Source organism: Brevibacterium moorei, from assembly GCF_024580735.1.
GTDB lineage: Bacteria > Actinomycetota > Actinomycetes > Actinomycetales > Brevibacteriaceae > Brevibacterium > Brevibacterium moorei.
In genome coordinates, this window is sequence record NZ_JANIJX010000014.1 from 79776 (window position 1) to 106391 (window position 26616).

The 26616-nt window shown below is 67.0% G+C and carries 21 protein-coding genes; 8 read left to right on the forward strand and 13 right to left on the reverse strand.

Annotated features, from left to right (window positions below; genetic code table 11):
* Positions 1–22: 22 nt before the first annotated feature.
* Positions 23–1237 carry an MFS transporter gene (locus tag NQ034_RS10380; RefSeq protein WP_257048722.1) on the reverse strand — a complete coding sequence of 405 codons (1215 nt, stop codon included), beginning with the start codon at positions 1235–1237 and terminating at the stop codon, positions 23–25.
* Between the two features lie 103 nt (positions 1238–1340).
* Between NQ034_RS10380 and NQ034_RS10385 the strand changes: the two genes are divergently transcribed.
* Positions 1341–3038 (forward strand): DUF885 domain-containing protein, encoded by a 1698-nt coding sequence (locus NQ034_RS10385; RefSeq protein WP_257048723.1) that lies wholly within the window; start codon positions 1341–1343, stop codon positions 3036–3038.
* Between the two features lie 93 nt (positions 3039–3131).
* On the opposite strand, the gene NQ034_RS10390 is transcribed toward NQ034_RS10385, so the two are convergent.
* The 4 genes from NQ034_RS10390 to NQ034_RS10405 form a co-directional block, all read right to left on the reverse strand.
* Entirely contained in the window at positions 3132–3434 is a 303-nt protein-coding gene (locus NQ034_RS10390) for a hypothetical protein (protein ID WP_257048724.1), read from the reverse strand.
* Between the two features lie 6 nt (positions 3435–3440).
* On the reverse strand, positions 3441–4289 hold the full coding sequence (locus NQ034_RS10395; protein WP_257048725.1) for a Bax inhibitor-1/YccA family protein: 849 nt from the start codon (positions 4287–4289) through the stop codon (positions 3441–3443).
* Between the two features lie 121 nt (positions 4290–4410).
* Positions 4411–5511, reverse strand: coding sequence for an inositol-3-phosphate synthase (locus tag NQ034_RS10400; protein WP_257048727.1), 1101 nt, complete (start codon positions 5509–5511; stop codon positions 4411–4413).
* 53 nt (positions 5512–5564) lie between these two features.
* The gene (locus NQ034_RS10405; protein WP_257048729.1) at positions 5565–7157 is read right to left on the reverse strand and encodes a peptide chain release factor 3; all 1593 of its coding nucleotides are present in this window, start codon (positions 7155–7157) and stop codon (positions 5565–5567) included.
* Positions 7158–7218: 61 nt separating this feature from the next.
* On the opposite strand from NQ034_RS10405, the gene NQ034_RS10410 reads away from it, so the two are divergent.
* Entirely contained in the window at positions 7219–7644 is a 426-nt protein-coding gene (locus NQ034_RS10410; RefSeq protein WP_257048731.1) for a hypothetical protein, read from the forward strand.
* 48 nt (positions 7645–7692) lie between these two features.
* Here NQ034_RS10410 and hrpA read toward each other — a convergent pair whose 3' ends face one another.
* Positions 7693–11940: an ATP-dependent RNA helicase HrpA gene (gene hrpA / locus NQ034_RS10415; protein WP_257048732.1), complete on the reverse strand. Its 4248-nt coding sequence runs from the start codon at positions 11938–11940 to the stop codon at positions 7693–7695.
* Between the two features lie 132 nt (positions 11941–12072).
* On the opposite strand from hrpA, the gene NQ034_RS10420 reads away from it, so the two are divergent.
* Together NQ034_RS10420 and NQ034_RS10425 are read left to right on the forward strand one after the other, a co-directional pair.
* On the forward strand, positions 12073–13008 hold the full coding sequence (locus NQ034_RS10420) for an AEC family transporter (protein WP_257048733.1): 936 nt from the start codon (positions 12073–12075) through the stop codon (positions 13006–13008).
* A gap of 111 nt (positions 13009–13119) precedes the next feature.
* Entirely contained in the window at positions 13120–14295 is a 1176-nt protein-coding gene (locus NQ034_RS10425; protein ID WP_257048735.1) for a TIGR01906 family membrane protein, read from the forward strand.
* Between the two features lie 22 nt (positions 14296–14317).
* Here NQ034_RS10425 and ppk2 read toward each other — a convergent pair whose 3' ends face one another.
* The 3 genes from ppk2 to purF form a co-directional block, all read right to left on the reverse strand.
* Positions 14318–15220 (reverse strand): polyphosphate kinase 2, encoded by a 903-nt coding sequence (gene ppk2 / locus NQ034_RS10430; protein WP_257048736.1) that lies wholly within the window; start codon positions 15218–15220, stop codon positions 14318–14320.
* Positions 15221–15360: 140 nt separating this feature from the next.
* Positions 15361–15843, reverse strand: a complete 483-nt coding sequence (locus NQ034_RS10435; RefSeq protein WP_257048737.1) for a DedA family protein — start codon at positions 15841–15843, stop codon at positions 15361–15363.
* A gap of 61 nt (positions 15844–15904) precedes the next feature.
* Entirely contained in the window at positions 15905–17365 is a 1461-nt protein-coding gene (gene purF, locus NQ034_RS10440) for an amidophosphoribosyltransferase (protein ID WP_257048738.1), read from the reverse strand.
* Between the two features lie 47 nt (positions 17366–17412).
* Here purF and NQ034_RS10445 point away from each other — a divergent pair, with 47 nt between their 5' ends.
* Complete coding sequence (locus NQ034_RS10445) at positions 17413–18582, forward strand: MFS transporter (protein WP_257048739.1); 1170 nt, start codon at positions 17413–17415, stop codon at positions 18580–18582.
* Between the two features lie 9 nt (positions 18583–18591).
* Here NQ034_RS10445 and NQ034_RS10450 read toward each other — a convergent pair whose 3' ends face one another.
* Complete coding sequence (locus tag NQ034_RS10450) at positions 18592–19482, reverse strand: LysR family transcriptional regulator (protein ID WP_257048741.1); 891 nt, start codon at positions 19480–19482, stop codon at positions 18592–18594.
* A gap of 103 nt (positions 19483–19585) precedes the next feature.
* On the opposite strand from NQ034_RS10450, the gene NQ034_RS10455 reads away from it, so the two are divergent.
* Both NQ034_RS10455 and NQ034_RS10460 read left to right on the forward strand, forming a co-directional pair.
* On the forward strand, positions 19586–20923 hold the full coding sequence (locus NQ034_RS10455) for an MFS transporter (RefSeq protein ID WP_257048742.1): 1338 nt from the start codon (positions 19586–19588) through the stop codon (positions 20921–20923).
* Positions 20920–22584, forward strand: coding sequence for an amidohydrolase (locus NQ034_RS10460; RefSeq protein WP_257048743.1), 1665 nt, complete (start codon positions 20920–20922; stop codon positions 22582–22584). Before NQ034_RS10455 ends, NQ034_RS10460 begins: the two co-directional genes overlap by 4 nt.
* Positions 22585–22693: 109 nt before the next feature.
* Here NQ034_RS10460 and crcB read toward each other — a convergent pair whose 3' ends face one another.
* Together crcB and NQ034_RS10470 are read right to left on the reverse strand one after the other, a co-directional pair.
* Complete coding sequence (gene crcB / locus NQ034_RS10465) at positions 22694–23071, reverse strand: fluoride efflux transporter CrcB (RefSeq protein WP_257048745.1); 378 nt, start codon at positions 23069–23071, stop codon at positions 22694–22696.
* Positions 23068–23550, reverse strand: a complete 483-nt coding sequence (locus NQ034_RS10470) for a fluoride efflux transporter FluC (RefSeq protein ID WP_257048746.1) — start codon at positions 23548–23550, stop codon at positions 23068–23070. The genes crcB and NQ034_RS10470 overlap by 4 nt, the downstream gene beginning before the upstream one ends.
* A 163-nt stretch (positions 23551–23713) precedes the next feature.
* Here NQ034_RS10470 and NQ034_RS10475 point away from each other — a divergent pair, with 163 nt between their 5' ends.
* A complete protein-coding gene (locus tag NQ034_RS10475) occupies positions 23714–24115 on the forward strand; it encodes a DUF4259 domain-containing protein (RefSeq protein WP_257048748.1) in 402 nt (133 codons plus the stop codon).
* On the opposite strand, the gene NQ034_RS10480 is transcribed toward NQ034_RS10475, so the two are convergent.
* Positions 24112–26265 (reverse strand): HNH endonuclease signature motif containing protein, encoded by a 2154-nt coding sequence (locus NQ034_RS10480; protein WP_257048750.1) that lies wholly within the window; start codon positions 26263–26265, stop codon positions 24112–24114. The two genes, NQ034_RS10475 and NQ034_RS10480, sit on opposite strands and share 4 nt — an antisense overlap.
* Positions 26266–26616: the final 351 nt, after the last annotated feature.

Genomic DNA, 26616 nt, shown 5'->3' on the forward strand with positions numbered 1-26616 from the left:
ACCGCGGCGGGGGTCCCGGTCCTCAGGCGCCGGGTCCCCCGCCCGCTGTGCCGGAACCTCGAGTACGACGACCGGGTCCACGGCCGTGGACCGCCGTGTACACGCCGAGCGCCAGGACGATCAGCACGGCCGCACAGACGTAGATGGCCCGGTCGCCGGCCCTACCCGAGACCCAGCCCAGGATGAGCGGGCCGATCCCGGTGCCCAAGTCGAGCATGAGGAAGAAGGTCGCCATCGCCACGCCGATCTGCGCGCGCCCGACCGCCTGCACGGCAATCGTCTGCATGATCGGCATAACCGAGCCGAACCCCACGCCCAGGGCGACTCCCGCCAGCACGATCTGCCAGGGCTCGTGCGCGAGCGCCAGGACCACCAGGCCCACCGCGAAGACCAGCAGCATTGGATAGGCCACCGCGTTGTCGCCGCGCGCATCCTGCATCCGGCCGACCGTCAGACGGGCTGCGAAGGTCGCGCAGGCATAGGCGAAGAAGAACCAGCCCGCTGCCTGCGCCATGCCGTGGGCCGTGACGAACGGCTGGAGGAATGTCAGCACCCCGGAATACGCCATTCCGGCCAAGAACATCACCAGGGCGATCGGCAGGGCGCCGGGGGCCACGATGCTGGCCGCGGACAGCCGCCACTTCCCCGCGATCTCCTCGGCACCGGGGGTGCGTTCGGGCACTCGCATGCACAGCAGCGCCAGCAGTCCACCCAGGGAGACCAGGGCCGAGGTGATGAACAACCAGTCATAGCCGGCAGCCGCGGTGATCGCCACGGCGCACAGCGGCCCGACCGCCGTGGCCAGGGATGTGGCCAGACCGAAGTAGCCGGTGCCCTCGCCCCGGCGGGAGTCGGGAATCAGACTCTGCGCGATCGTCATAAGCACTGTGTGGCCCAATCCGTAGCCGGCCCCATGGACCAGTCGGACCAGGATCAACAGCCACACCCCGCCCGCTGCGATGTAGAGCAGCGAAAGGACGATCGAGGACGCCAGGACGATCAGCAGCAGGCGCTTGCGCCCCATGAAGTCCATATACTTGCCGACGACGATCCGGCCGGCGACCGCCCCGACGATATAGGCGCTCGAGGCCAGACCCGCCACGGCCGCCCCGGCGTGGAAGCGCCCGGCCGCGTAGCCGGCCAGGGAGGTCATGAGCATGTAGAACAAAAGGCTGAGGAACAGGCTGACGACCAGCGAGAGATTGAAGTCCTTGGTCCACAGCCGCGCTCTATCCACCCGGGCAGTCTAATCAGCCGGGGCGGGGACCACCTGCCGTGTCCACCGGCTGAACCAGCGCACCGACTCCCCTACCCCAGCGGGGGCCGGTAGGCTTTCGACTATGACTGACGAAACTCGCACCCCGTCCCCCATCGACGCGATAGCCGAGGACTACTCGGCCCGGATGCTGGCGCTGTCGCCCGGCCTGCGCGTCTCCCTGGGCGTCGAGGGCGACCCCCATGCCCTCGACGATTATTCCCCGGCCGGAGCCGCCGCGGTGGACGAACTCAATGCCGCGACCCTGACCGCCCTGGACCGGGAACAGGCCGCGCACCGCGACGAGCTCGACGACGTCGACGCGGTGACGCTCGACGCGATGCGCGAACGCCTGGGCGTCGAACGCGAGCTCCACGCCCGCGGACTCGACGTGGGCGTGCTCAACAACATCGCCTCGCCCGCCCAGGACATTCGCGATCTGTTCGATCTGGTGCCCACCGAGACCGCCGCCGACTGGGCCGCCAGCGCCGGGAAACTCCGCTCGGTGGCCGGCGCCCTGGCCGGCTACGAGGAGTCCCTGCGAGTCGCCCTCGCAGCCGGCAGGGCGCCTGCCGTCCGCCAGGTGCGCGCGGTGATGGCCCAGGCCACCGAGGTGGCCCGCTCCGGCGGATCCTTCGACGCCTTCGTCTCCGGCGAGACCGTGCCAGAGGCCCTGCGCGGCGAGCTCGCCGATGCCGCGGCCCAGGCCAAGGGCGCCTATGCCGGTTTCAAGACCTTCCTGGAGACCGCGGTGCTGCCGCACGCGCGCACGCAGGATGCGGCGGGCCGGGAGGACTACGCCCTGTACAGCCGCGAGTTCCTGGGTGCGAGCGTGGACCTCGACGAGACCTACCAGTGGGGCCTGGAGCAGGTGGCCGAACTCGACGCCGAACAGCGCCGGGTCGCGCAGCTGCTCTACCCGGGCGAGGATCTGAGCGTGCGCGCGACACTCGAGCGCCTGGATGCGGATCCGGCGCGCAAGATCCACGGCCTCGACGCCCTGCGGACGTGGATGCAGGAGACCGCGGATCAGGCGATCGCGCAGCTCGACGGCACGCATTTCGACATCCCCGAGGACCTCAAGCGGATCGAGGCGATGGTCCTGCCCAATGGCACCGGCGGCATCTACTACACGGGTCCCACCGATGACTTCTCCAGGCCGGGGCGCATGTGGTGGTCGGTGCCCGCCGGAGTCGAGGAGTTCTCCACTTGGCAGGAGCTCACGACCGTCTACCACGAGGGCGTGCCGGGGCACCATCTGCAGTTGGGGACGGCTGTGCAGATGAAGGACCGCCTCAACATGTGGCGGCGCAATCTGTGCTGGGTCTCCGGCCACGGAGAGGGCTGGGCCCTGTACGCGGAGAAGTTCATGGCCGAACAGGGCTTCATGGAAGAGCCCGGGAACTATATGGGCACCTTGGATTCGCAGCGGTTGCGGGCGGCCAGGGTCGTCGTCGACCTGGGCGTCCACCTGGGCAAGAAGGCCCCTGCCGAATACGGCGGCGGGATCTGGGACGCCGAGAAGGCGTGGAAGTACCTCACCGACAATGTCGCGATGGAGCGGAACTTCCTGCGCTACGAACTCGACCGGTACCTGGGGTGGCCCGGCCAGGCGCCCAGCTATAAGATCGGGCAGCGCCTGTGGGAGTCCGCCCGCGACACGGCGCGGGCCAAGGCGCAGGCGGCCGGCCGGGAGTTCAGCCTCAAGGACTTCCACACCAGGGCCCTGGCGCTGGGCTCGGTCGGCCTGGACACTCTGACCCGGGCACTCGAGCGCGACTGAGACTTCCGGTGGCGGGAGCCGGGTGCGGATACGGCAGTGGCCGGGCAGAACACGGGGTTCTGCCCGGCCACTGCCGGTTCGACTGCGCGGGCCCTAGATATCGCCGAGGTCCCGGCGCAGCCCGGCGGCCAGTTCGCCTCCGGCGGCGCACCAGGCGTCCTGTGCCCCGCACTCCGGCAGACAGTCGCGCAACATCACCAGCAGCTGGTCGGGCAGTGCGCGCTGTCCGTAGTCGGGGACCGGACGGGCATCGGAGGTCAGCGCGCTCAGCTCGACCAGGACCGCGCGCACCAGGGGCCCGGCCGCCGTCATCTGCGCCGGCGTCAGCCCGGCCAGGCGGATGCGCAGGCGGCGGATCTCCTGTTCCAGGACCTCAGCCGCCGAATCGCTCGACACCACCGATCAGTCGTTGCCGCGCAGATAGGACAGCAGGCGCAGGATCTCGACGTAGAGCCACACCAGGGTGGTCATGAGCGAGAAAGCGCACAGCCAAGAGTACTTCTCCGGGATCCGGTTGACCACGCCCTGTTCGATCATCTGGAAGTCCGATACCAGGGTCATGGCCGCCAGCACTGTGGCGACCAGGCCGATGATGACGCCCAGGGGCATGTCGATGCCCATGATGCTGATCTGCACACTGCGGGCGTTCATCGCGCCGCCGGAGAAGATCGAGAAGAAGAAGTTGACGATCGAGAACACGGCATAACCGCCCACGGCGATCATCAGGAACTTCAGGAAGCCCCCGGACATCCGGACCTTGGCGAACTTGAACAGGCAGAACATGACGGCGAAGACACTCAGGGTGGCCAGCACCGCCTGCACCACGATGCCGCCGTAGAGGGACTCGAACAGCTTGGAGATGCCGCCGAGGAACATGCCCTCGAACACCGCATAGCCCAGGATCAGGCCCTTCGAGGGCTCCTTCTTGAAGGCGTTGACCAGGCCCAGGACCAGCCCGACGATGGCACCCACCAGCATCAGCTGGGGAATGAACCAGCCCACGGCCGCGCCGACGAGCAAGATGCCGAAGCAGGCCAGCGACTTCATGAAGACGTCATCGTAGGTCATCGCGCGTTCGGGCTGTGCCGGTGCCGCCTGATAGGCGGGCATCTGGAACTGCTGGTCGAGCTGCTGGGCACTGGGCGCGCCCGGCTGGTACGAGGCGGGGCCGGCCTGGTGGCCCTGCGGGATCATGTGACGGGAGTCGGAGACTCCCTGGCGGACGGTCCGGTCCATAAGGGGGTTGCCCATGTGGTGCTCTCCTGTTGTGTGGTGCTTTGGTCCACAATTCTATGGGCGCAGCCTGGCAAAAGAATCAACACCCCTTGGTTATATAACCAGGGGGTGTTGATTCTTCAGCAGGCGGTGGGACTCAGCGTTCGATGTCCCCACGGATGAACGCCTCCACGGCGTTCTTGTTCGTGTCGTCGTCGCGCTGTTCGGGCGGCGACTTCATGAAGTAGGCGCTCGGCGAGATCAGCGCACCGCCGATCCCCCGGTCCAGACCGATCTTGGCCGCGCGCACCGCGTCGATGATGACGCCGGCGGAGTTCGGGGAATCCCAGACCTCCAACTTGTACTCCAGCGACACCGGGGCATCGCCGAAGTTGCGGCCCTCGAGGCGCACGAATGCCCATTTGCGATCGTCGAGCCAGGCGACGTAGTCGCTGGGGCCGATGTGGACATTGCGGTCGGCCTGCTTGCCGGCGAAGTCGCTGTTGTGCAGGTTCGAGGTCACGGCCTGGGTCTTGGAGATCTTCTTCGACTCCAGGCGTTCGCGCTCCAACATGTTCTTGAAGTCCATGTTGCCGCCCACGTTGAGCTGGTACGTCCGGTCCAAGGTCACGCCGCGGTCCTCGAACAGTTTGGCCATCACCCGGTGGGTGATGGTCGCGCCGATCTGGCTCTTGATGTCGTCGCCGACGATCGGCACGCCGGCCGCTTTGAACTTCTCGTCCCATTCCTTGGTGCCGGCGATGAACACCGGCAGGGCGTTGACGAAGGCGACATGGGCGTCGATCGCGGCCTGGGCGTAGTGCTCCACGGCCTGCTGCGAGCCCACGGGCAAATAGCACACCAGCACGTCGACCTTGGCGTCGCGCAGCGCCTGCGCCACATCGACGGGTTCAGCGTCGGATTCGACGATGGTGTCGCGGTAGTAGCGGCCCAGACCGTCGAGGGTCGGACCGCGCATGACCTCCACACCCGTGGGCGGGACGTCGGCGATGTGGATCGTGTTGTTCTCGCTGGCGCCGATGGCCTCGGCGATGTCCACGCCGACCTTCTTACCATCGACGTCGAAGCCGGCGACGAACTGCAGATCGCCGACGTGGTAGTCACCGAACTGAACGTGCATCAGACCCGGGACCTGCGAGGTCGGGTCCGCGTCCTTGTAGTATTCGACGCCCTGGATGAGCGAGGATGCGCAATTGCCCAGACCGGCAATCGCCACGCGAATAGGATTGTGTGCCACTTGGCGGATTCTCCTTGTAATAGGCAAGACGGTTCAATAGTACTCAGTATCGCTCAGGACACGACAAGCGGTTCGAGCACCAGCTCGGGGTGCTCGCGCTGGACTCCCTGCAGACGCCAGCGGTCGGAGAACAGGGCCAGCAGTTCGCCGTCGGAACGCGAGAGCACCTCGACCGAGCGCTCACGCGCCAGGGTGGGCACAGCCTCGGGCGTCGTGCGACGGGCCAGCGAGAAGTTCAACCTCTCCATCTTCACCGGGGCATGGAACTCGTGGATCATCCGGTCCTCGGCCACCTCGAACTGCATGGGACCCACCGCGCCGAGCACCGGTGCCTGGTCCCCGCGCAGATCCGAGCGCAGCACCTGCACGACGCCCTCGTGGTCGAGCTGTTCGATCCCACGGCGGAACTGCTTGTACTTCGAGGAGTCCTGCGCGCGGATGACCATGAAGTGCTCGGGGGCGAAGGTGGGGATCGGCGGGTACTCCACCCGGTCGTCCAGATATAGCGAATCCCCCACCCGCAGGGCCGAGGCGTTGACCAGGCCCACCACGTCACCGGGCCAGGCCTCGTCGATGACCTCGCGGTCGCGCCCGAAGACCTGCTGGGCGTACTTGGTGGCGAACGGCTTGCCGGAGGCGGCGTGGGTGACGACCATCCCACGCTCGAACACACCCGAGCACACCCGGATATAGGCCAGGCGGTCGCGGTGGTGCGAGTCCATGCCCGCCTGCACTTTGAACACGAACCCGGAGAACGCGGAGTCCACCGGGCGCACACCACCGTCGACGTCCGTGCGCGGCAGGGCTGCCGGTGCCAGGTCCACCAGCGTGTCAAGCAGCTTGTGCACACCGAAGTTGAGCACTGCGGAGGCGAACATCACAGGTGTCGTCTCGCCTGCCAGAAAGCGCTCCTGATCATGGTTCTGCTCTTCCAAGTCCAACAGTTCGGATTCGTCCACGGCCGTCGTCCAGGCCTCGGACTCGAGTTCCAGGGCGGCGTCCGCGTCCATCGTCTGTTCTTCGGCGATGCGGGCGCCGGCGTCGTTGCGCGTGTACTTCGTATACGTTCCCGAGGTCCGGTCCAGCACCCCGCGGAAGTCCCCCGACTGTCCCACCGGCCAGGTCAGTGGCGTTGGCAGCATTCCGGTGCGCTCGAGGATCTCATCCATCAGCTCGAGGGCGTCGATGCCGGGCCTGTCCCACTTGTTGATGACCGTGATGATCGGCAGGTTGCGGTGCTTGCAGACTTCGAAGAGCTTCATCGTCTGCATCTCCAGGCCCTTGGCCGCATCGACGAGCATAACGGTGCAGTCGACTGAGGAGAGCACCCGATAGGTGTCCTCGGAGAAGTCGGCGTGGCCGGGAGTGTCGATGAGGTTGATGACGCAGTCGCGGTATTCGAACTGCAGCGCGGCCGAGGAGATCGAGATGCCGCGGTCCTGTTCCATCTGCATCCAGTCGGACACGGTGGCCCGGCGGCCCGCCTTGCCGTGAGTGGCGCCTGCCTGGCCGATGACGCGGGCGTGCAGTGCCAGGGCCTCGGTCAACGTGGACTTACCGGCGTCGGGGTGCGAAATGACGGCGAAGGTGCGCCGGCGCGCGGCCTGGTCACGGATTTCCTTGGGGGTATGGGTCTGCGAGCTCACCGGACCATTCTACGTTGACTGTCCAGCCGGAACACATGCGTCCCCGCTAAGCTGTGGGGCCGTGACCGATCACCATTCGAACCGCACGCGTTCCACCCGCACCCGCGCTGCATACCGGCCGACTGACGAGCACGTCCGGATCGCCGCCGATCCCGAAGCCGGGCGCAGACGGCTGAACTGGATCCCGCCGCTCGTGGCCGCCGTCATCTCGATCCCGCTGCTGTGGCTGGCGATTCGCTTCTCCCTGCTGGCGGCCTCGACGATGCGCGATATCGTGCTGCTCAACGACGCCCCCGGTACCGGTTTCACCATCGGCATGTACATCTACTCCGCCTGCGGCTGGCTGGCCCTGGCCGGCGTCCTGGCCTGCCTGTTCATCGCCCTGTTGCGCGGCACCCGGCGCTGGCGGATCTGGTGGTCCGCCGGCGCCCTGGCATTCGCGTTGGCCGTCCCGGCCAGTTGGCTGGCCCTGGGCTGGGTGTTCTGAGCACCTCCGCCGAGGCCGCGGCCGCCTTGGGCGCTCAGGCGGCCGGTCTTACAGCTTCGCCAGCGCCTTGGCGATCCGCTGTTCGCTCACGGTATGGGCCGTGCCCAGGTGCGGGGCGAACAGGGACACCCGCAGTTCCTCCACGTCCCACAGCACGTCCTGCCAGGGTTCGGGCAGCAGATTCGACCGCGTCCGGATGCCGGCAGCGTGTTCGGCACCCAGGGTGTTGCGCGCCTTCTTCTCCACCTGCTCTGCAACCAGGGTGACTCGGTCCATCAGCTGCTTGTCACGGGTCGCCTGCTGTCCCAGGCGCTCGGCCCTGTGCGCCGCGGCCTGCAGATAGACGGGCAGGCGGTCGAGCCTGTCAGCGGCCGTTTCCACGAACACGCCCGGATGGACCAGCCGGCTCAGTTGATTGCCGATATCGGACAGGTTCGCCAGGATCGCCAGCGATTGCGAACCACTGACCAGTTTCGCGGCCTCATCGTGCAGTGTGTAGATCCGCACTGCTTGGGCCAGGGAACGCTCGACGGCGGCGACGATGCCCTCGTTGACGGTCCGGATCAGGGTGTGGAACTGCTCGGCCGTTCGCACCGGCACCCCCGCCAGCGGATCCTCGCTGCGGCTCCCCGCCGCCTGGCCTACCAGTCGGTACACCGCAGCGTACAGAGCGCCTGTCAGCGGATCGTTCGCCTTGTCCCGGTGCCCGCCGAGGAGCAGTTTGTCCTTATTGCTCAGCGTGCCGGACGCATAGTCCAGGGCATCGGACGAGCGCAGGGCGATGAGCCGGGCCAGCCCCCGCAGCTGATTGCGGTGTGCGTCGCCTGCGTGGGCGTAGGCGTGCAGGGACACGCTCGTGCCATCGTCGTGCAGTCCGGGCATGAGTACCCGTTTGCCCGCCTGTGCGCGCTCCGGGATGGTCCCGAAGACCCAGTCAACGGCATCGCGCACGGGCGTGAAGGCAATCGGCTGCGTGGTGGCCGCAGCGCCGGCAGCACGCTTGCCGCTTGTCACCGCGCCCTGCCGACCGGACTTCGGTGCCGCATTGCCCGTGGGCGCGGCACCCGCGGTGTCCTGATTCGCACGGCGCTCGTTCTCCTCGGCCAGCCGCGCGGAGAGCTCGACGACATCGGTACCCCGTGCCACGGTCCGTTTGCGCTTGCCGCGCCCGGTGGCGAACTCGAAGCCCATCCGCAGGTGCGCGGGCACCCGGGCCAGGTCGAAATCGGCCGGGGCGACCGTGATCGGCACCAGATCGTGCAACTCGCCACCACCGGCGCGTGCGGTCAGTTCGGCGGCCAGCACCTCGGTCAGTTCTCCTTCGTAGGGCCGCAGACCGGGCAGGATCTGGGCGGCGACGTCCGGGGCGGGCACGAAGTAGCGGCGTTTGGCCTTGGGCAGTGAGCGGATCAGCGCCGTGACGAGTTCGGCGCGCAACCCCGGCACCTGCCAGGAGAACACGCGGGGATCGAAGGCGCCGGCTGCCGATGCCGGGATCTCAACGGTCACGCCGTCGGCATTCGTGCCGGGATCGTATGCGTAGTGCAGCCGGGCGGTGGCGCCCGGCAGTGCCCATTCCAGCGGATAGTCGGCGGCCACATCGCCGGTGGTCGCCTCCTGGGCCAGGAGCTGCTCGACCCGCAGGTCCAGCAGGTGCTTGTCCGGCTCCTTCTTCCACCAGGCGTCGAAGTGGGCGCCGGAGACCACGGTAGCCGGCAGCCGGGCGTCGTAGAACTCGAAGAGCACGTCGTCGGCCGCCAGCATCCGGCGGTCGCGCACCCGGCTGGCGAGCTCCTCTGCCTCGGCGATGATCCTGGCGTTGTGTCGCAGGAAGCCGTGGCGGGCGTTCCAGTCGCCGGCGATGAGCGCCTCGCGGATGAAGATCTCCCGGCTGTAGGCCGGATCGATCCGGCCGTAGCCCACCTGTTTATCGCTGATCAGGGTGAGCCCGTAGAGACTCATCCGGTCGAAGGCCATGACCGAGGCATTGCGCTTGGACCAGTGCGGTTCCAGGTACTGGTGCTTGATCAGGTCCCCGGCCACGGCCACGACCCACTCGGGCTCGATCTGCGCGACCGTGCGTGCCCACAGGCGCGAGGTCTCCACAAGTTCCGCGGCCATCACCAGATCCGGATTGCGCTTGAACAGGGCGGATCCGGGGAAGATCGCGAATTTCGTCCCGCGCACCCCGTTGTAGTCGCGCCCGTCGACCTGCTTCTGCCCGATCATGGACAGAAGCCCCGTCAGCAGGGCCTGGTGCAGGGCGACCTCCTGTGGCCCATAGCTCGACTTGGCGCCCTTGTCAGCCCGCCCGACCGCGTCTGCTCCCGCCGGGCCGGGGGCCACTGCCGCCCCCGAAGACAGGCGCCGGGCGTCGGGCCGGTCGATGTGGATACCGGCATTGCCCAACAGCGAGCGCAGCTGATGGACGAAGTCCTGCCATTCGCGGATCCGCACGAAGTGGAGGAATTCGGCCTTGCACATCTTGCGGAACTTCGAGGTCGACAGTTCATGACTCTGCTCGGTGATGTAGTCCCACAGGGCCAGCCAGCTCAAGAAGTCGCTACGCGGGCGGGTGAACCGCGCGTGCAGGCCCTTCGCCTTCTCGCGTTCCTCCTGGGGGCGTTCGCGCGGATCCTGAATGGACAGGGCCGCGACGATGACGGCGGCCTCCGCCCCACAACCCGCCTCGGCTCCGGCCAGCAGGATCCGGCCCATCCGCGGGTCGATCGGCAGGCGGGCCAGGGTGTGGCCCAGCTTGGTCAGCCGCAGTCGTGCGGTCCCGCCGGGGCCCTGGGCACCAGAGCCCCTCGCCGTGTGATCGCCGGTTTCCTCGCGCAGCGCACCCAGTTCGGTGAGCATGCCGATGCCCTCGCGCACCGCGCGGGAGTCCGGTTTGGTCAGGAACGGGAATCCCAGCACCTCAGCGGCAGAAGCCGCCAGGCCCAGAGAGCACATGGACAGCACGACGCTGGCCAGGTTGGTCCGCAGGATCTCCGGATCCGTGAACTCGGGACGGGTCGCGAAGTCCTCTTCGGAGTACAGGCGGATGCAGATGCCGTCGCTGGTGCGCCCCGAACGGCCCTTGCGCTGGTTCGCGCTCGCCCGGCTGATCCGCTCGATCGGCAGGCGCTGGACCTTGGTGCGCGGGGAGTAACGGGAGATCCGGGCGGTGCCGGCGTCGATGACGTATTTGATACCGGGGACCGTCAGGGATGTCTCCGCCACGTTCGTCGCCAGGACCAGCCGGGGGTTGGAGTGCCGGGCGAAGACCCGCTGCTGGTCCGCGGTGGAGAGCCTGCCGAACAGCGGCACGACTTCCCACCGTGAGTCGACGCCGCGCAGCCGGGAGATGTGGGAACCCAGTGCGTCGGCGGTATCGCGGATCTCCCGCTCACCGGACAGGAACACCAGGATGTCGCCGGGGGCCTCGCCGCGCAGTTCATCGAAGGCCGCGAGAACGCCCTCGGTCTGGTCGGCCGGCACATCGGCCAGCGGGTCGTGGTCCGGGTCGGCTTCCGGATCGTGTGCCACGGCCTCGCGCGCGTCCTGCCCCACCGGGCGATAGCGGACCTCGACCGGGTAGGTCCGGCCCGACACGCTGATCACAGGCGCCGGTTCCCCGGCGGGCGTGGCGAAATGGGTTGCGAAGGACTCCGGGTCGATCGTCGCCGAGGTGATGATGAGTTTGAGGTCTGGACGTTTGGGCAGCAGCCGGGCCAGGAAACCCAGCAGGAAGTCGATGTTGAGGCTGCGCTCGTGTGCCTCGTCGATGATGATGACCTGGTAGTCGCGCAGGTACTTGTCGTGTTGGAGTTCGGCCAACAGGATGCCGTCGGTCATCACCTTGACGCGGGTGGCGTCGGTGACCTCCGCTGTGAAGCGGACCTGGTAGCCGATGCCCTTGCCCAGTTCCAGCTCGGTCTCCTCGGCCAGGCGGGCCGCCACCGCGCGCGCGGCGATGCGCCGGGGCTGAGTGTGGCCGATCAGCCCGTCGACGCCCAGTCCCAATTCCATACAGAGTTTGGGAATCTGCGTGGTCTTGCCCGAACCGGTCTCGCCTGCGATGACGACCACCTGGTTGTCCCTGATCGCGGCGAGGAGTTCATCGTGGGCGGCGCTCACCGGAAGTTGTGCCGGGTACTCCAGGCGTGGGTGCACAGCGGCCCTGGCGGCGGCCCGGCGCTCCCGCACCTCCTTCGACCGGTGCGCGCTGCGCTGTTCAAGGCGGCCTCGGCGGGGCCGGTGGTGCTTGGTCTTGGGCTGCGCAGGGGGCTGGGGCGACTCGTCGTTCATATCCCCTCCAGTCTACCGGCGCGCTCCGCCACTCGGCTCGTCATCCGGCCGTAACACCTCGGTCGGTAGGGTTGTCTGGAAATCACACGAAGATCACATGCGATACGGCTGCGGCACGGGAGTGGAACGGAATTGATTGGAGCATTAGAGGGCTTCGGCGTCATCGCCGTGATGATCGCCGCCGGTTGGATCCTGGGACGGTCGGGAATCCTGGGCGACAGCGGGCAGAAGGTCTTGGCCTCCACCGTCTTCTACGTCGGCAATCCGGCCCTGCTCTACATGACCCTGGCCTCCACCCCGCTGGACATCGTGTTCAACCAGGCACTGCTGGCCACCGCCGGGTCCTCGATCATCCTGGCCATTGCGCTGTTCGTGTTCACCGTGTCCATCAGGAAGCGCGGGGTGGGCGAGGGCGTCGTCAGCGCCTGGGCCGTCAGCTACGTCAACATCGGCAATCTGGGCATCCCGATCGCCGCCTATGTGCTGGGCACCCTGCAGTACGTCGCCCCCGTCATGCTCTTCCAACTGGTCATCCTGGCGCCGGTGGGGATGGCGATTCTCGACGCGGCCAGAGCCAAACGGGTGGGGGCCACCGACCGGCGCTGGTGGACCCCGGTGCTGGCCGTCGCCCGCAATCCCATCCTGTGGGGCGCGGGTCTGGGCATCGTCGCCTCGGCCACCGGCTTCGCCCTGCCCCCGGTCCTCCACGATCCGATCGAGATGTTGGGCAATACCGCGGTCCCCCTGACCCTCATGGCCTTCGGCATCTCGCTCAAAGACGGCTGGGCGGGGCCCAAACCGGGCACTCGCACCCAGCTGAGCGTGATGACGGCTGCCAAGCTGATCGTCCAACCGGTGTTGGCCTGGCTGATCGGCGGACCCCTGCTGGGCATCGAGGGCAGGGATCTCCTGGCCATCGTCGTCACCTCGGCCCTGCCCACTGCCCAGAACGTCTACGTCTACGCCCTGCAGTACCGCCAATCGGAGACCCTGACCCGCGACATCGTGTTCATCACCACCGTGCTCAGCGTGCCCGTGATCATCGTCTGCGCGCTGCTCTTCGGCTGAGCCGCTGCCTCGACCCGCACTTCCCGAATCGTGCCACCAGGACGGCACGACTTCCCTCCTGGCCGCGTGTCATTGCCGACATTGTGTCCCACGAGCGGTGAGAATGGTCCCGTGGCTAGCAACGATTCCAAGAAATCCGACGACCTCGTGTCGCAGCGTATGAACTCGGGAGCTCACGACGAGCCCGAGTCGGCGCCCACCGGGGCCGCCGCCGACGCGCCCGCGAAGTCGGACTACTTCGACGACGAGGAGACGCAGGCCTTCCAGGCGTTCCCCGCCGAGCCCAAGCCGGCCAAGGCCGACATCCCCGCGGGTTTCAGCTCCGAGGAGTGGGGCCTGGTGTCCTCGCCGATCGATGCCGATGACGACCGGACCCAGGTGATCCCCACTCCGCAGATCAGACCGGCCATGGGGGTCAAACGGGGTGCCGCCCGGACGGATGCGACCCCGGCACCCGCCGGCCCGGCCACGGGTGGGATGGCCGTCGTCGCAGGCCCCGCCACCGGTGGGCTGCCCGTCCAAGCCGCGGGACGGGTCGCGGAACCGGCTGCCGAGGCCGCGAGCCGGCAGCCTGGCACGGTCAAGCGCCACTATGGCTTCTTCGACGTGGTGGCCAGCGCCTGGCTGACGATCGCCACGCCGTTGGTCCTCCTGGCGCTGGCCGTGCGCGCGGTGGCCAGCGGCACATTCCTCAAATTCGAGTACTTCTACCGGCCCGGCTTCCCTGCCGATGCCTATGGATTCTCCTCGGACGACCGGTTGCACTATGCCAGCTACACCGTGGACTATCTGACGAACGTGGACGGTGCCCGCTATCTGCGCGACATCGTGCTCGCCGGCGGCATGCAGGCGTTCAAGGACGACGAGATCGCGCACATGGCCGACGTCAAAGCGCTCATCTCCCTGCTGTTCTTCCTGGGGATCGTCGGGGTCCTGGGCGGGATCATCGCCTGGCTGTACCTCTCCCGCAAGGGCGGCCCCGGCATGCGCATGGGCATCCGGTTCGGCTCGATCCTCACCCTGGCGATCGCCGTGCTGGTGGCGGTCGTCGCACTGACCGGCTTCAACCGTTTCTTCTCCGGTTTCCACCAGGTCTTCTTCTCCGCGGGAACCTGGCAGTTCTACATCGACGACACACTGATCAGATTGTTCCCGGAGACGTTCTGGGTCGACGGGGCGATCACCGCGGGCCTGATCCTGGTGCTGGGCTCGCTGGTTCTCCTGTGGTGCTCGCTGATCGGCTACAAGAAGCGCAGGGCCGACCGCCAGGAACTCAAGCAGCGCTAGCGGCCGCCGAACCCGCGTACACTCAGTCGCCCACCGACTCGATTCCGCGCATCACCAGCTTGGGATCGGGCGGGTAGACGATCGAGGTGTCCTTGCCCTCGTAGTCGAACTTGTTGAGGAAGTAGCGGATCGCATTGAGCCTGGCCCGCTTCTTGTCATTGGACTTGATGACGATCCACGGGGCGTCGTCGGTGTCCGTGCGCAGGAAGGTCTGTTCCTTCGCGTGGGTGTAATCGTCCCACCGACCCAAGGACTCCAGGTCCATCGGAGAGAGCTTCCACTGCCGGGCCGGGTCGATCTGGCGGATGGCGAAGCGGGTGCGCTGCTCGTGTTCGGTCACGGAGAACCAGAACTTGGTGACGTGGATGCCGGAGTCGATGAGCATCTTCTCGAACACAGGGGCCTGCTGCATGAAGGACTCGTATTCCTCGTCCGTGCAGAAGCCCATGACGCGTTCGACATTGGCCCGGTTGTACCAGGACCTGTCGAACATGACGATCTCACCGCTGGTCGGCAGGTGCTTGATATAGCGCTGGAAGTACCATTGCCCGCTTTCCTCCTCCGTGGGCTTGTTCAAGGCGACCACGCGGGCCGCGCGCGGGTTGAGGTGTTCGGTGAAGCGCTTGATCGTGCCTCCCTTGCCCGCGGCGTCGCGGCCCTCGAAGACGATGACGTGGCGTTCGCCGGCGTCCTGTGCCGAGTACTGCAGCTTGAGCAGTTCGATCTGGAGCTTGTACTTCTCCAGCTCATAGGTCTCCCTGTCGAGGCGTTCCTCGTATGGATAGCCCTCGTGCCAGGTCTCCACCGCAGCGCCGCCCGGATCGATGAGTTCGGGATCGGCGGTGTGCCCGTTCTTGACCGTGTAGCCCTCGGTCCGCAGCTTGTCGATGTATTCGCGTAGATTCTCACGTGGCGGAGTGAACACCGTGCACCTCTTTCTCTTATCCCCAGAATAATAGGGACACAGGGTGAACGACAGATGGCCAATGGGTTCTGAGACGGTGCAGCGCGGCCGGTGAGACGCCGGCTGAGACCGATGCCGGACCTCTGGCAGCGTCACCGGCGTCAGTCCTCCGGTGGCCGGGCACGGTGTCGCACCAGGACGAGGGCCGTCAGTGCAACCACCACCACGGCGGCCCCGATGCACAGTGTGGCCACGGGCCACCGGGCATAGGCCGCGCCCACCGCCGCGAATCCGGCGATTCCGATCGTGGCGAAGATCAGGGCCCAGCAGGCCCCGCCGATGGCCAGGGCCGGCAGGTAGCGGGCCAGGGGCATCCGGGCAGCACCCGCGGCCAGGTTCGCCATTGTCTGGAAGCCGACGGTCAGGAAGCTGGCGGCGACCAGGGGTGCGCCCCACCTGCCCACCAGCGTTTCGGCGCGCCGGTACCTGTGCGAGGTGAAGACCCGTTGGATCCGGGGGAACCGGCCCGCGCCGGCCCTGGCCAGCCAGCCCAGCAGGTAGGTGGAGCCGGCGCGTACCAGGACGATGCCGAACAGGGCGGCCCAGGTCAGGACCAGGGGCGCTTCCCAGGTCAGTGGGTTCATCGTCTGGTCCGCATCGAGCGCCCGGCCTCCTGCTCCGGGCGGATGCTCGGCGGCCGGAGTCTCAGGACAGCTGGTTGGCCTCCACCCATTCCAGGTACTCCTCGTTCACGTCTCCGGTGATGTAGTCGCCGGTGAAGCAGCTGGTCTCCAGCCGGGTCAGATCCGAGCCGTCGATGATCCCGTCGACCATATCGTCCACGGTCTGATAGACGACCGCATCGGAGCCCAGGGCCTGAGAGATCTGTGGGATCGTGCGACCGGCGGCGATCAGCTCGGAACGGCTGGGCATGTTGATCCCATAGACGTGAGGATAGCGCACGGGCGGGGCGGCCGAGGTGAAGGTCACCTTGTTCGCACCCACCTGGCGGGTCATCTCCACGATCTCCGTGCTGGTGGTGCCGCGCACGATCGAATCGTCGACGACCAACACGTTCTTGCCCTTGAATTCGCTGGCCAGGGCGTTGAGCTTCTGCCGGACGCTCTTCTTGCGCTGTTCCTGGCCGGGCATGATGAAGGTCCTGCCCACATAGCGGTTCTTGTAGTAACCCTCGCGGTACTCGACGCCCAGTTTCTTGGCGACCTCCATCGCCGCGGGACGCGCGGAGTCCGGGATCGGCATGATGACGTCGATGTCACCGGCGGGAACCTCGCGGGCGATCTGATCGGCCAGCTTCTCCCCCAGGCGCAGGCGGGATTCGTAGACGTTGATGCCGTTCATCACGGAGTCCGGCCGGGCCAGGTAGACGTACTCGAAGGAGCACGGGATGAGCACAGGGGATTCGTGGGTCTGGCGCAACTCAAGTGAGCCGTCGACACCGATGAACACGGCCTCGCCAGGGGCGATGTCGCGGACGATCTCGTATCCGGTGGCGGTCAGGGCGACGGATTCGCTGGCGACCATCCATTCGGTCTGCCCGCCGCCGACGGCCTCGCGCCGGCCCAGCACCAGGGGGCGGATGCCGAACGGATCGCGGAAGGCCAGCAGTCCATGGCCGGCGATCAGGGCGATGACGGCATAGGAGCCGCGCACCCGGCGGTGGGTGTTGGCCACGGCCTTGAACAGCTGGTCGTTGTCCAAACCTGCGCCGGAGACCTGCTGCTGCAGTTCGGAGCCCAGCACGTTGAGCAGCATCTCGGTATCGCTGCCGGTGTTGACGTGGCGCATGTCCCGCGTCGCCAGTTCGACTTCCAGCTCACGGGTGTTGGTCAGATTGCCGTTGTGCACCAGGACGATGCCGTAGGGCGCGTTGACGTAGAAGGGCTGGGCCTCGAGTTCATTGGCCGCTTCGCCCCGGGTGGCGTAGCGGACGTGGCCCAGGCCGACATTGCCCAGCAGCGAGCGCATGTCACGGGTGCGGAAGGCCTCTTTGACCTGCCCCTGTCCCTTGCGCATGTGCACATGGGGGCCGGACATCGTGGCAATGCCCGTCGAATCCTGTCCCCGGTGCTGGAGCAGACCCAGCGCATCGTAGACCTGCTGATTGACACTGGTAGTCGAAACGATGCCGACGATTCCGCACACGGAGAGCCCCACTTGCTGGACAACGGATTACCTATAAAGATTAGCTGGTGCGCAGGAATTTGTGGAACGAGGATTACACACCGGACCCGAACGCGGGGTTCGCCCGCTGGGTACTGGCCTTCGGGACCTTCGGAGTGCCCCAGGCCGCCGCGCCCATCGCCTTCTCACTGCTGGCCCTGTCGCTGACCGGATCGGCCGATCACGGCTCCTGGGTGGTGTTGGCGATGACGCTGGCGCAGATCGCCGGCGCCGTCCCGGTGGCCCGCGCCGGCCGCGGCCATCCCCTGGTGCGCTACACCCGACTGCTGATGATCGTGCGCACCGGCGCCCTGCTGGCGGCGACCGTGCTGGCAGCGGCCGGGGCGCCGCTGTGGGCGATCGCCCTGGCCGCCGGCTGCGCCGGACTGGTCAATGGGGCCGCGCACGGCTGCCTGCGCGCGGTGCTCAACCATCTGGTCGGCCCCGGCCGGATCCCGCGGGCGCTGGGCCTGGGAGCGACGCTGAACGAGGTGACCTTCGCCTCCTCGCCGGTCATCGTCGCCGTGATCGGGGCCTACTCGCCGGTCGCCGCCGTCGCCGCCATCGCGGTGCTCGGCACGGTTCCGCTGTTCCTCGTGCCCTCGGTCCAAGCGCCTCCGGCCACGGCGTCCACCGTGTCCTCGCGCACTCTGCTGCGGCCCGGAATCCTGCTGTGGCTGTTCTGCTGCCTGGCCACCTCGGCGTCGACCGCCGGGGTCGAGGTCGGTGCCGTGTCCCTGGCCCTGCGCTTCTCCCTGGCCCCGGCGGCCGGCGCGCTGTTCGCACTGGTGCTGTGTCTGGCCTCGGTCTCGGGCGGCCTGTGGGTCACCGCCCGCAACCGGCAGGCGCAGCCGCGGGCGGTGATCGCGTACCTGCTGGGCACCTCGGTCGGGGCCGTATTGGTGTGGGGTGGCTGGACCCTGGTCACGACCCTGGTCGGCGCCGTGCTCATCGGCTTCTTCATCCCGGTGCTGGGCACGCACTATTCGCTGGTGCTCGACCGTCTGGCCCCACCGCAGCTGCGCGCCGAGGCCTTCTCCCTGTTGCGCACCGCGAGCGCGGTGGGCGTCATCGCCACCTCCGGAGTGCTGGCGATCGCGGGCCTGGACTGGGCCCTGGGCGTGTGCGCGGGCCTGGTCGTGGTGGCCACGGTGCTGGTGGCTGTGTCCGGACGGCGACCGCCGAACACATCCGCCTGAGACACGATCTCAGACGTCGACGGCCACATCGCCGATGCCCTCGGTCGCCCTTGCCCACACGACGTATTGGTCCAGCGTCTCCTCGATCGCGGCCTTCGCATAGTGATCGGGGTGCCAGGCCGCCCACTCATCACAGTAGATGGGCTCGCCCCGATAGTGCAGGCCCAGCGAGACCAGTCCGTACTTGGGCGGGTCGATCCCCACCGTCACACCCTGGCCCGCCGCCGTCAGCGCCTGGGCGATATGGGTGCGGGACACGCTGCGCAGCCGGGGGAAGACGCAGTCCGTACCCGCGACCAGCAATTGGAAGGAGCGCCGCGCGCCGCTGCGCAGATCCGACATGAGGATCGGATAATCCTCCAGTTCCTCCAACTCGATACTGCCGCGCCCGGCATCCGGGTGCCCCGGCGGGACCTGCAGATTGAAGGGCAGTTTGAACAGCAACCGGGTCTCCAGGTCGATCGGCGGGACCAAGGGAGCCATCGCCAGATCGGCCGCGTGTTCGCGCACCGTTTCGTAGATGTCGATCGTGGGGACCTCGACGACGTCGAAGATGCGCTGGGAACTGTCGGCGATAAAGGGCAGCAGCAGGGTTTCGGCGACCATCGTGGGGCAGGCCACTCGCAGCTGGGTGGGACGGTTGCTGATGTCGGCCACCGAGCGCCACCACTGGGCGTTGCGGTCTACCATCCGCCTGGCCATCGGCAACAGTGTGCTGCCCGCCGGGGTGAGCGCCATTCCGGCCTTGGAGCGATCGAAGAGCTTGGCCCCGCACACCTTCTCCAGGGCCTGGACCTTCCGCGAAACCGAGGACTGGGTCATGAACAGGGCGCTAGCGGCATGGGTGGTCGAGCCGTACTGGGCAACGGCCAGAAAACACTCCACACTTGATATATCCATGCTTTGAGAGCATAGCATCACTCATATTTGAGCATTTTTACGCATAACCATGGCGGGCTTATCGTGAGGCGAACCACTTTTACGAACGAGAGGGAACCCCTTCGTGTCTCACGTCCCAACATCACCGGCCGCCCCGGCCACGAAGGCCCAGCGCGCCAATCAACGCAAGTCCACCCTGGGCGCCTTCGTCGGCACGGCGATCGAATGGTATGACTTCTACATCTTCGGCACCGCATCGGCACTGGTATTCGGCAAGCTGTTCTTCCCCGTCCTGTCGCCTGGTGTCGCACTCCTGGCATCCTTCGCCACCTTCTGGGTCGGGTTCCTGGCCCGGCCCATCGGCGGATTCATCTTCAGCCACTTCGGCGACAAGCTGGGGCGCAAGAACACCCTGCTGGTCACTCTGGTGATGATGGGCAGCGCCACCTTCCTCATCGGCTGCCTGCCGACCTATCAGAGCATCGGCGTCTGGGCGCCCGTCCTGCTGGTCGTCCTCCGCGCAATCCAGGGCCTGTCCGTTGGCGGCGAATGGGGCGGGGCCGTGGTGCTGGCCACCGAGAACTCCGCCGAGGGCAAGAAGGGCATGGCCGGCGCCTGGGTCCAGCAGGGTTCGCCCGCCGGCTCCATCATCGCCACCCTGGTCTTCCTGGCCGTCGGCTCCCTGCCCGACGCACAGTTCCTGTCCTGGGGCTGGCGCGTTCCCTTCCTCATCACCGTCGTCTTGCTCTTCGTCGCCTTCCTGATCCGCCGCAGTGTCGAGGAATCCGAACAGTTCAAGGAGGTCCAGGAGGCCGGCGAGGTCGCCAAGGTTCCGTTCCTCGAGGCCTTCCGAGTCGCCCCTCTGCTTATCGTCTTCGGTGTGTTGGGTTCCGCGCTGGGCATCGGGCTGGCATATTTCAACAACACCTTCCTGCTGTCGTGGACGACCGGCCTGCTCGATATGCCACGCACCCTGGTGCTCAACCTGATCCTGTTGTCGGCCATCGCGCAGTTCATCTGGCAGCCCATCGCCGCCCTCCTGGCGCCGAAGGTCGGCGGCACGCATATCGCGATGATCGCCGGTCTGGTCCTCAACATCGTGTTGGCGGTCCCGTTCTTCATGGCCATCCAGTCGGCCAACGGCGTGTTCCTGGGCCTCATGCTGGTGATCAACGTCATCGGCGGCACCGGCTACTACTCCCTGCTGGCCAGTGCCCTGGCCGAGGCCTTCCCACCCCGCATCCGCTACACGGGGGTGTCGGTGGCCTATCAGCTGTGCGCCACGATCTTCGGCGGATCCACCCCGGTGATCGGCCAATGGGTGCTCAACGCATCAGGCGGGAGCCCCTGGGCCGTCATGGCCTTCTACATCGCTCTGACCGCCGTTACCCTGATGGGCGTGATCGGCCTGCTCGTCCTGAGTCGTCAACCCATCCGTACGCAGAAAGGAAGCAAGGCATGAGAATCGATACGATCTTCCGGGGCAATTTCCACACAGGCGAGGCGTTCCCGACCCCGACCTCGGCCCGCCTGGAGGAGAATCGTGCGACCGCACTGGCCGTGGACCGCGGTCGAATCGTCGCTGTCTCCCGGAAAGACGACCTGTCCGATTTCGACGGGATCTCAGCACGGGAGACCGTCGAGATCGACGCTCCCCTGGTGGTTCCCGGCTTCCACGATGCCCACCACCACACGATGGGCACCGGCGAACAGCTGGGTGCGATCGACCTGCGCTATCCGGCTGTGACGAGCCTCGACGAGCTCTACGCCGCCGTCGAGGCCAGGGCCAAGGAATTGCCGGCCGGCCAGTGGGTGCGCGGCGCCGGCTACGATCAGAACCGCTTGGGCGCCCATCCGACGGCCGAGATACTCGATCGGGTGGGCCATGGCCACCCGGTGATCCTCGACCATGTCTCGCACCATATGATCACGGCGAACACCGCCGCATTCGAACGGGCGGGCTTCCCTGGTCGGCGGGACTACCCCGAGGTCGACGGCGGGGTCGTGCCACGCGACGCCGAGGGCCTGCCCCTTGGCCTGTTGCAGGAGAAGGCGACCGAACCGATCCAACTGGCCTCGGCGCAGGTGACCAAGGACGAGGCGATCGCCAACCTCAAGCGCGCCTCTGACCAGGCAGTGTCCTACGGGCTGACGAGCCTGACCGAGCCCGGGGTGATCCTGGGCGGGGCGATGGGGACCAATGCGCCCGTGCTGGACATCTACCAGGACGCAGTGGCCCAGGGAGCGCTGCGCCCGCGGATGACGGTCATGCCCTTCTATCAGGTACTCCACGGACTGGAAATCAACGCGGAGGGCATGCGCACCCTGGACCTGGGAATCAGGACCGGGTTCGGCGACGACCGGCTGCGGATCGGGCCGGTCAAGATGATCTCCGATGGCTCGCTCATCGGCAGGTCGGCGGCTGTCCACGAGTGCTATTGCGGGGAGCCGGAGAACCGTGGTGTGATGACGGTGCCGCCGGAGGCCATGCCCGATCTCATCGCATCGTTCCACCGGGCGGGCTGGGCCGTGGCCACGCACGCGATCGGCGACAGGGCGATCGACCATGCGCTCGATGCGATCGAACACGCCCAGCAGTCCTTCCCCCGCGAGGTCCGGCACCGGATCGAGCACTTCTCGATCGCAACGGATGAGCAGGTCACCCGCTGCGCTGCACTGGGCGTCATCCCGAACCCGCAGGGCGTGTTCATCTCCGAGTTCGGCGATGGCGTGGTCGATGCGATCGGCGCGGAGAGGGCGGCCGGCACCTACCGGATGCGTTCGCTGGTGGACGCCGGCATGGTGGTGCCCGGTTCGACCGACAGCCCGGTCTCCGATGCGAATCCGCTGAAGTCGATGCACGACCTGGTCAACCGGCGGACGTCCTCCGGGGCGCCCTTCAATCCCGCCGAGGCGGTGACCATCGGCGAGGCGCTGCACGCCTACACCTATGGTTCGGCCTATGCGATCAACCGCGAGGACGCCGTCGGCACTCTGGAGGCCGGCAAACTCGCCGATTTCGCCGTGTTGGATGCGGACCTGTTCGGCATCGAATCCGCGCGGATCGAAGACGTCACCGTCACGGCCACCGTGATCGGCGGAGATGTCGCGTACCGGGCCTGAGGATATGGGCTGAGGGTCTTCGAGCGCGCTGACGGCGGGTGGGGATGACGTTCCCCACCCGCCGTCGTCGCGTTCAGACAGGCGGCCGGGCGGCGGTCCGACACCACTTCTAGATGAGCGATCCCAACCACAGCCCCAGCCCCGCCAGGGCCGCCGAACCGATGAGGACGCCCAGGGCATTGGCCAGTCCGGCTCCCCATTTGCGTTCCTGGAGGAGGCGGACCGTCTCGAAGCTGGCGGTGGAGAAGGTGGTGTAGCCACCCAGGAAGCCGGTCCCAAGGACTTGCTGGAACTCGGGCGGGAGCACGTGCGCCAGGGTCAGTCCGGTCAGCAGGCCCAGGACCAGGGAGCCCGAGAGGTTGATGGTGATCGTGCCCCAGGGCAGGGTGCCATGGGTATGGGCTTTGACCAGCCCGTCGACTAAGAACCTGGCCGAGGCGCCCGCTCCCCCGGCCAGGGCCAGGGCCACGAAGATCAGCGGGCTCATACGGTCCTCCTGCCCCAGATCCGGTGCCGGTATCCGGCCAGGGCTATGCCTGCCCATGAGGCGGCGGCGCCCACCAGGATGGTCGCCAGGGCGTAGAAGATTCCCGCGGCAGTGAGACCCGGTTCGGCGGATCCGATCAGGGATGCGGAGTCGGTCGCCAGTGCACTGTAGGTGGTGAAGCCTCCCATGAAACCGGTCCCACCGAACAGGCGCACGCGCCTGCGCCAGCCCTCATCGGGGCCGAGCCGGTTCAGATCGTCGAGCAGAAAGCCCAGAACGAATGCGCCGAGCACATTGATGGCGAGGATCGTCCAGGGGATGCCGCCTGAGGCCGGCAGCGCTAGGCTCAGAGCCGCTCGGGCCGCGGTCCCCAGGGTGCCACCGGCGAAGACCAGGAGCAGATAGCGCGGGCGCAGATGGAGCGGCCGGGCGGGACTGCGCAGCTCCACCTGTAAATCATCGGGATCCGGGGCGTTCATGGATCCACCTACCTTTCGGGCATGGCAAAGCACGCCAATCGGGTAGGGACTGTTGTCGGGATTCCGAGGTTCGGGTACGGCGAGCCCCACCGCCGCGGCACGCGACGTGCCTGGTTCCAGGTTAGCACCGGATGTCTTCGAGAGCCGAGGTTAGACTCCTCCCATGGGTGCTTGGGGTATTGGCGCATTTGAAAACGATGGCGCATTGGATCTGGTAGGCGATATGCGCTCTGGTCATTTCAGTTTCGACGAGCTGGGTTGGGCTTTCGAAGACGAGGATTATCTGGAAGTCGACGGAGGGCAGATCGCCCTGGCCCTGGCTGGGTTGGCGGTCGCGGTGAAGCTGAGGCGACCGTCACCGGTCCCGGAGTTCGACCTGCAGGCCGTTGCGCCTCTGTTCACATCGGAATCAATCGGATTCATCCGGAATCAGGTCGAACGCACCCTCGCAGGTGCCGAGGGCTCCGAGCTCTTCGAGCTGTGGGAGGAAACGGACGAACTCGACGCATGGCTGCAGGCATCCAGGGCGACATTGGCGGAGTTGAACGAAATAGGCGGGATTTAGAAGGGCGGGGGCGGGTCCGCCAGTTCTTCACCCGGGGGTTCGGCCCGCTGGACCACCGATCGGACCACCGGATACTCCTTCCACGGTGTCCGGTCGTGGTGTGCGCTGAGGAGCCCTGTCTGATAGGCATTGATCGGATCATCCACCGGAGTGACCCTGACCCGCGACAAGCCCTCTGCGTCCCCGCAATGTCCCAGGTCCCACACGATCGCATCCTCGGCATCGCGCACGGGCACACTCGTCCCCCGCGTCTTCAACTCATGATGTCGTTTGCACATGACATGCAGATTCGTGAAGTCCGTGGCCCCACCGGCTTCGGGGTCGACGTGATCGAATGGCACCAAATGTTCGGGTTCGCACGAAGAGGCTTTCCTCGTGCAGCCCGGAAAGGTACACCATCCCCACCGCGCAGCCAGGGTCAGGCGCATCGCCTGCGACACCCGGTAACGCTTCGCCTGCGAGGGCAGTACCCGGCCGGTATCCGGATCCGTGAGCAGTCGGTAGACGATATCGGCATCCCCTGCGACCCGTCTGGCCACCTGCGCCGGTACTGGCATCCCGTCATCGGCGTGTCCGGGCAGGTCACCGATCCCGGCATATGTGGTCACCGGCACGGTCACGACCACAGATGCCTGCTCGGCCAGCCAGTGGGACGAGTCCGGACACTGCAATCGCACCCGAGCCGGGGTCACCTCACCGGTGCCGGGGTCTGCCAGAGCGACATCCACGAGGGTTTCCGGACGGACACCGGCGAGGACGTCGAAGGCCAGTTGCGCAATGGTGCGCTCGTCGACCAGCTCCGTGAGCTCGGGGACCGGGGCACCGGGCTCGAACCTGCCCGTACCCATCTCCTGCTGGATGTCGGTTGGCCCGGTGAACACTGCTGTGTTGTTCCGTCGGATTGCCCGCGCAGTGCCCACCACTCGCGCGTGCAGGGCCTCCAATTCCAGGGCGGGCCCGACCAGGCCCAGACACGCCGACCCATCCGGATTCTTCGCAAAGAACACATGCCGACCATCCACCACTCGCTCAGCCTGACGGCCGCTGTCATCGGCGGTGGCGTCGGCCTGAGTGAGCAGGGCGATGCACGCGTGCAGGGTCTTCCGGAACGCCTGCACCGACGCACTCGGGTCGACCAGGGCCATGCGTTCGTCGATGGCCAGCACCTGCCCGATCGTCAACGCGGCACATGCCCGCGCTACATCCTGCAAACGGGCGTAGTCCAGGCCGTATCCATGGACCATGGTGCGCAAGCGGGGCAGACCGATGACCATCGTCAACGCCTGGACCAGGCTCGACCGGGCCGCGCCCTCACCAACCCCGGTGAGCACCGCGATACGGGCGGGAACGGGGTCGGAGTCGACATCGACCAGGGACGCCACATTCCGGCCCGCGCACCGTCGGCGGAGTGCCTGGACAACGCGAGCTGCCACCGGATACCCCCGGAAACCGGTGGCCGGGCCGCTGGGGTCCTCACTGGTCGGCGCGTACGCCAGGCATGGCACCACTCCTGCAGACTCCACCGGATCAAACTCCACCCCTGTCCCAAGGCCACCAACCGCTTGCCCGGGCAAGCGGCCGGCTAAGGCCATGCCGGGCGCGGGAGCACTGCCGAAGGGAGCCTCGGCATAGACCAGCCCACCCTCCCGGCCGGCGGCCGCGGCGATCCGCCCCGCCCACCGGCTCTGCTGCCCCGGGGTCAGGGGCACGTGCACATCGTGGACGGGAGCCCCCACATCCAGGGACACCGCAAACAGATCGGCTTCGGTGACCCCGAACCGTGCCGGCAGGTCCGAGTCGAGGAAGGCCGAGAGACCGAGTAATGCAATCGCGTCGGCCTGCTCGCCGAGTACGTGGGAGGCATCCTGGTGGGCCTCGGACAGGTGCTGGTGTAAATCCCCGTAGAGACCGGCGGCGTAGGCGCCGGCGACCTCATCACCGATGACCTCTCCCGTGGCCACACGATGAGCATCGGCCCAGTCATCGAAGGCCTTGACCTCACGCACTCCGGGATCGTCGTACATCCGCGCGCGGGCCATCGTGGTCTTCGGCGAGACGGCAGGGGTGATGAACAGGGGGTGGGCGGTGGTCGATCCAACCCGCCAGGTCCCGGCGTGCCACACGTTCGTGTTGTCATGGTGCGGGTTCATGCCGGTCACCTCCCCGGAATGGGTATATGGCGGAAACTCCTATGTTTCCCGTAGTCTCATTCTAGAACATGATTAGAACAGTGACTATGGTGTTCGCTGATATATCATCATTGTTGCATTATTGTGATCGAGATTGCCTACTCGAGTGCGAAGGTCCAGCCGGTGTAGTCAAGCCCCGGTAGCCGACCGTCCGTCGTGTGATTTCCAGGGTAGATGCAGGCACTGACGTTGATACTTGTAGGGATGGTTTCCATCCAGGGTGTGACCCAGGCACTGACTGGCCACCACAGTGTGTGCCTTTGCCGTGATCTGTCCACCCACCAGGGAATCATCGAGTGTCCCGACCGGACG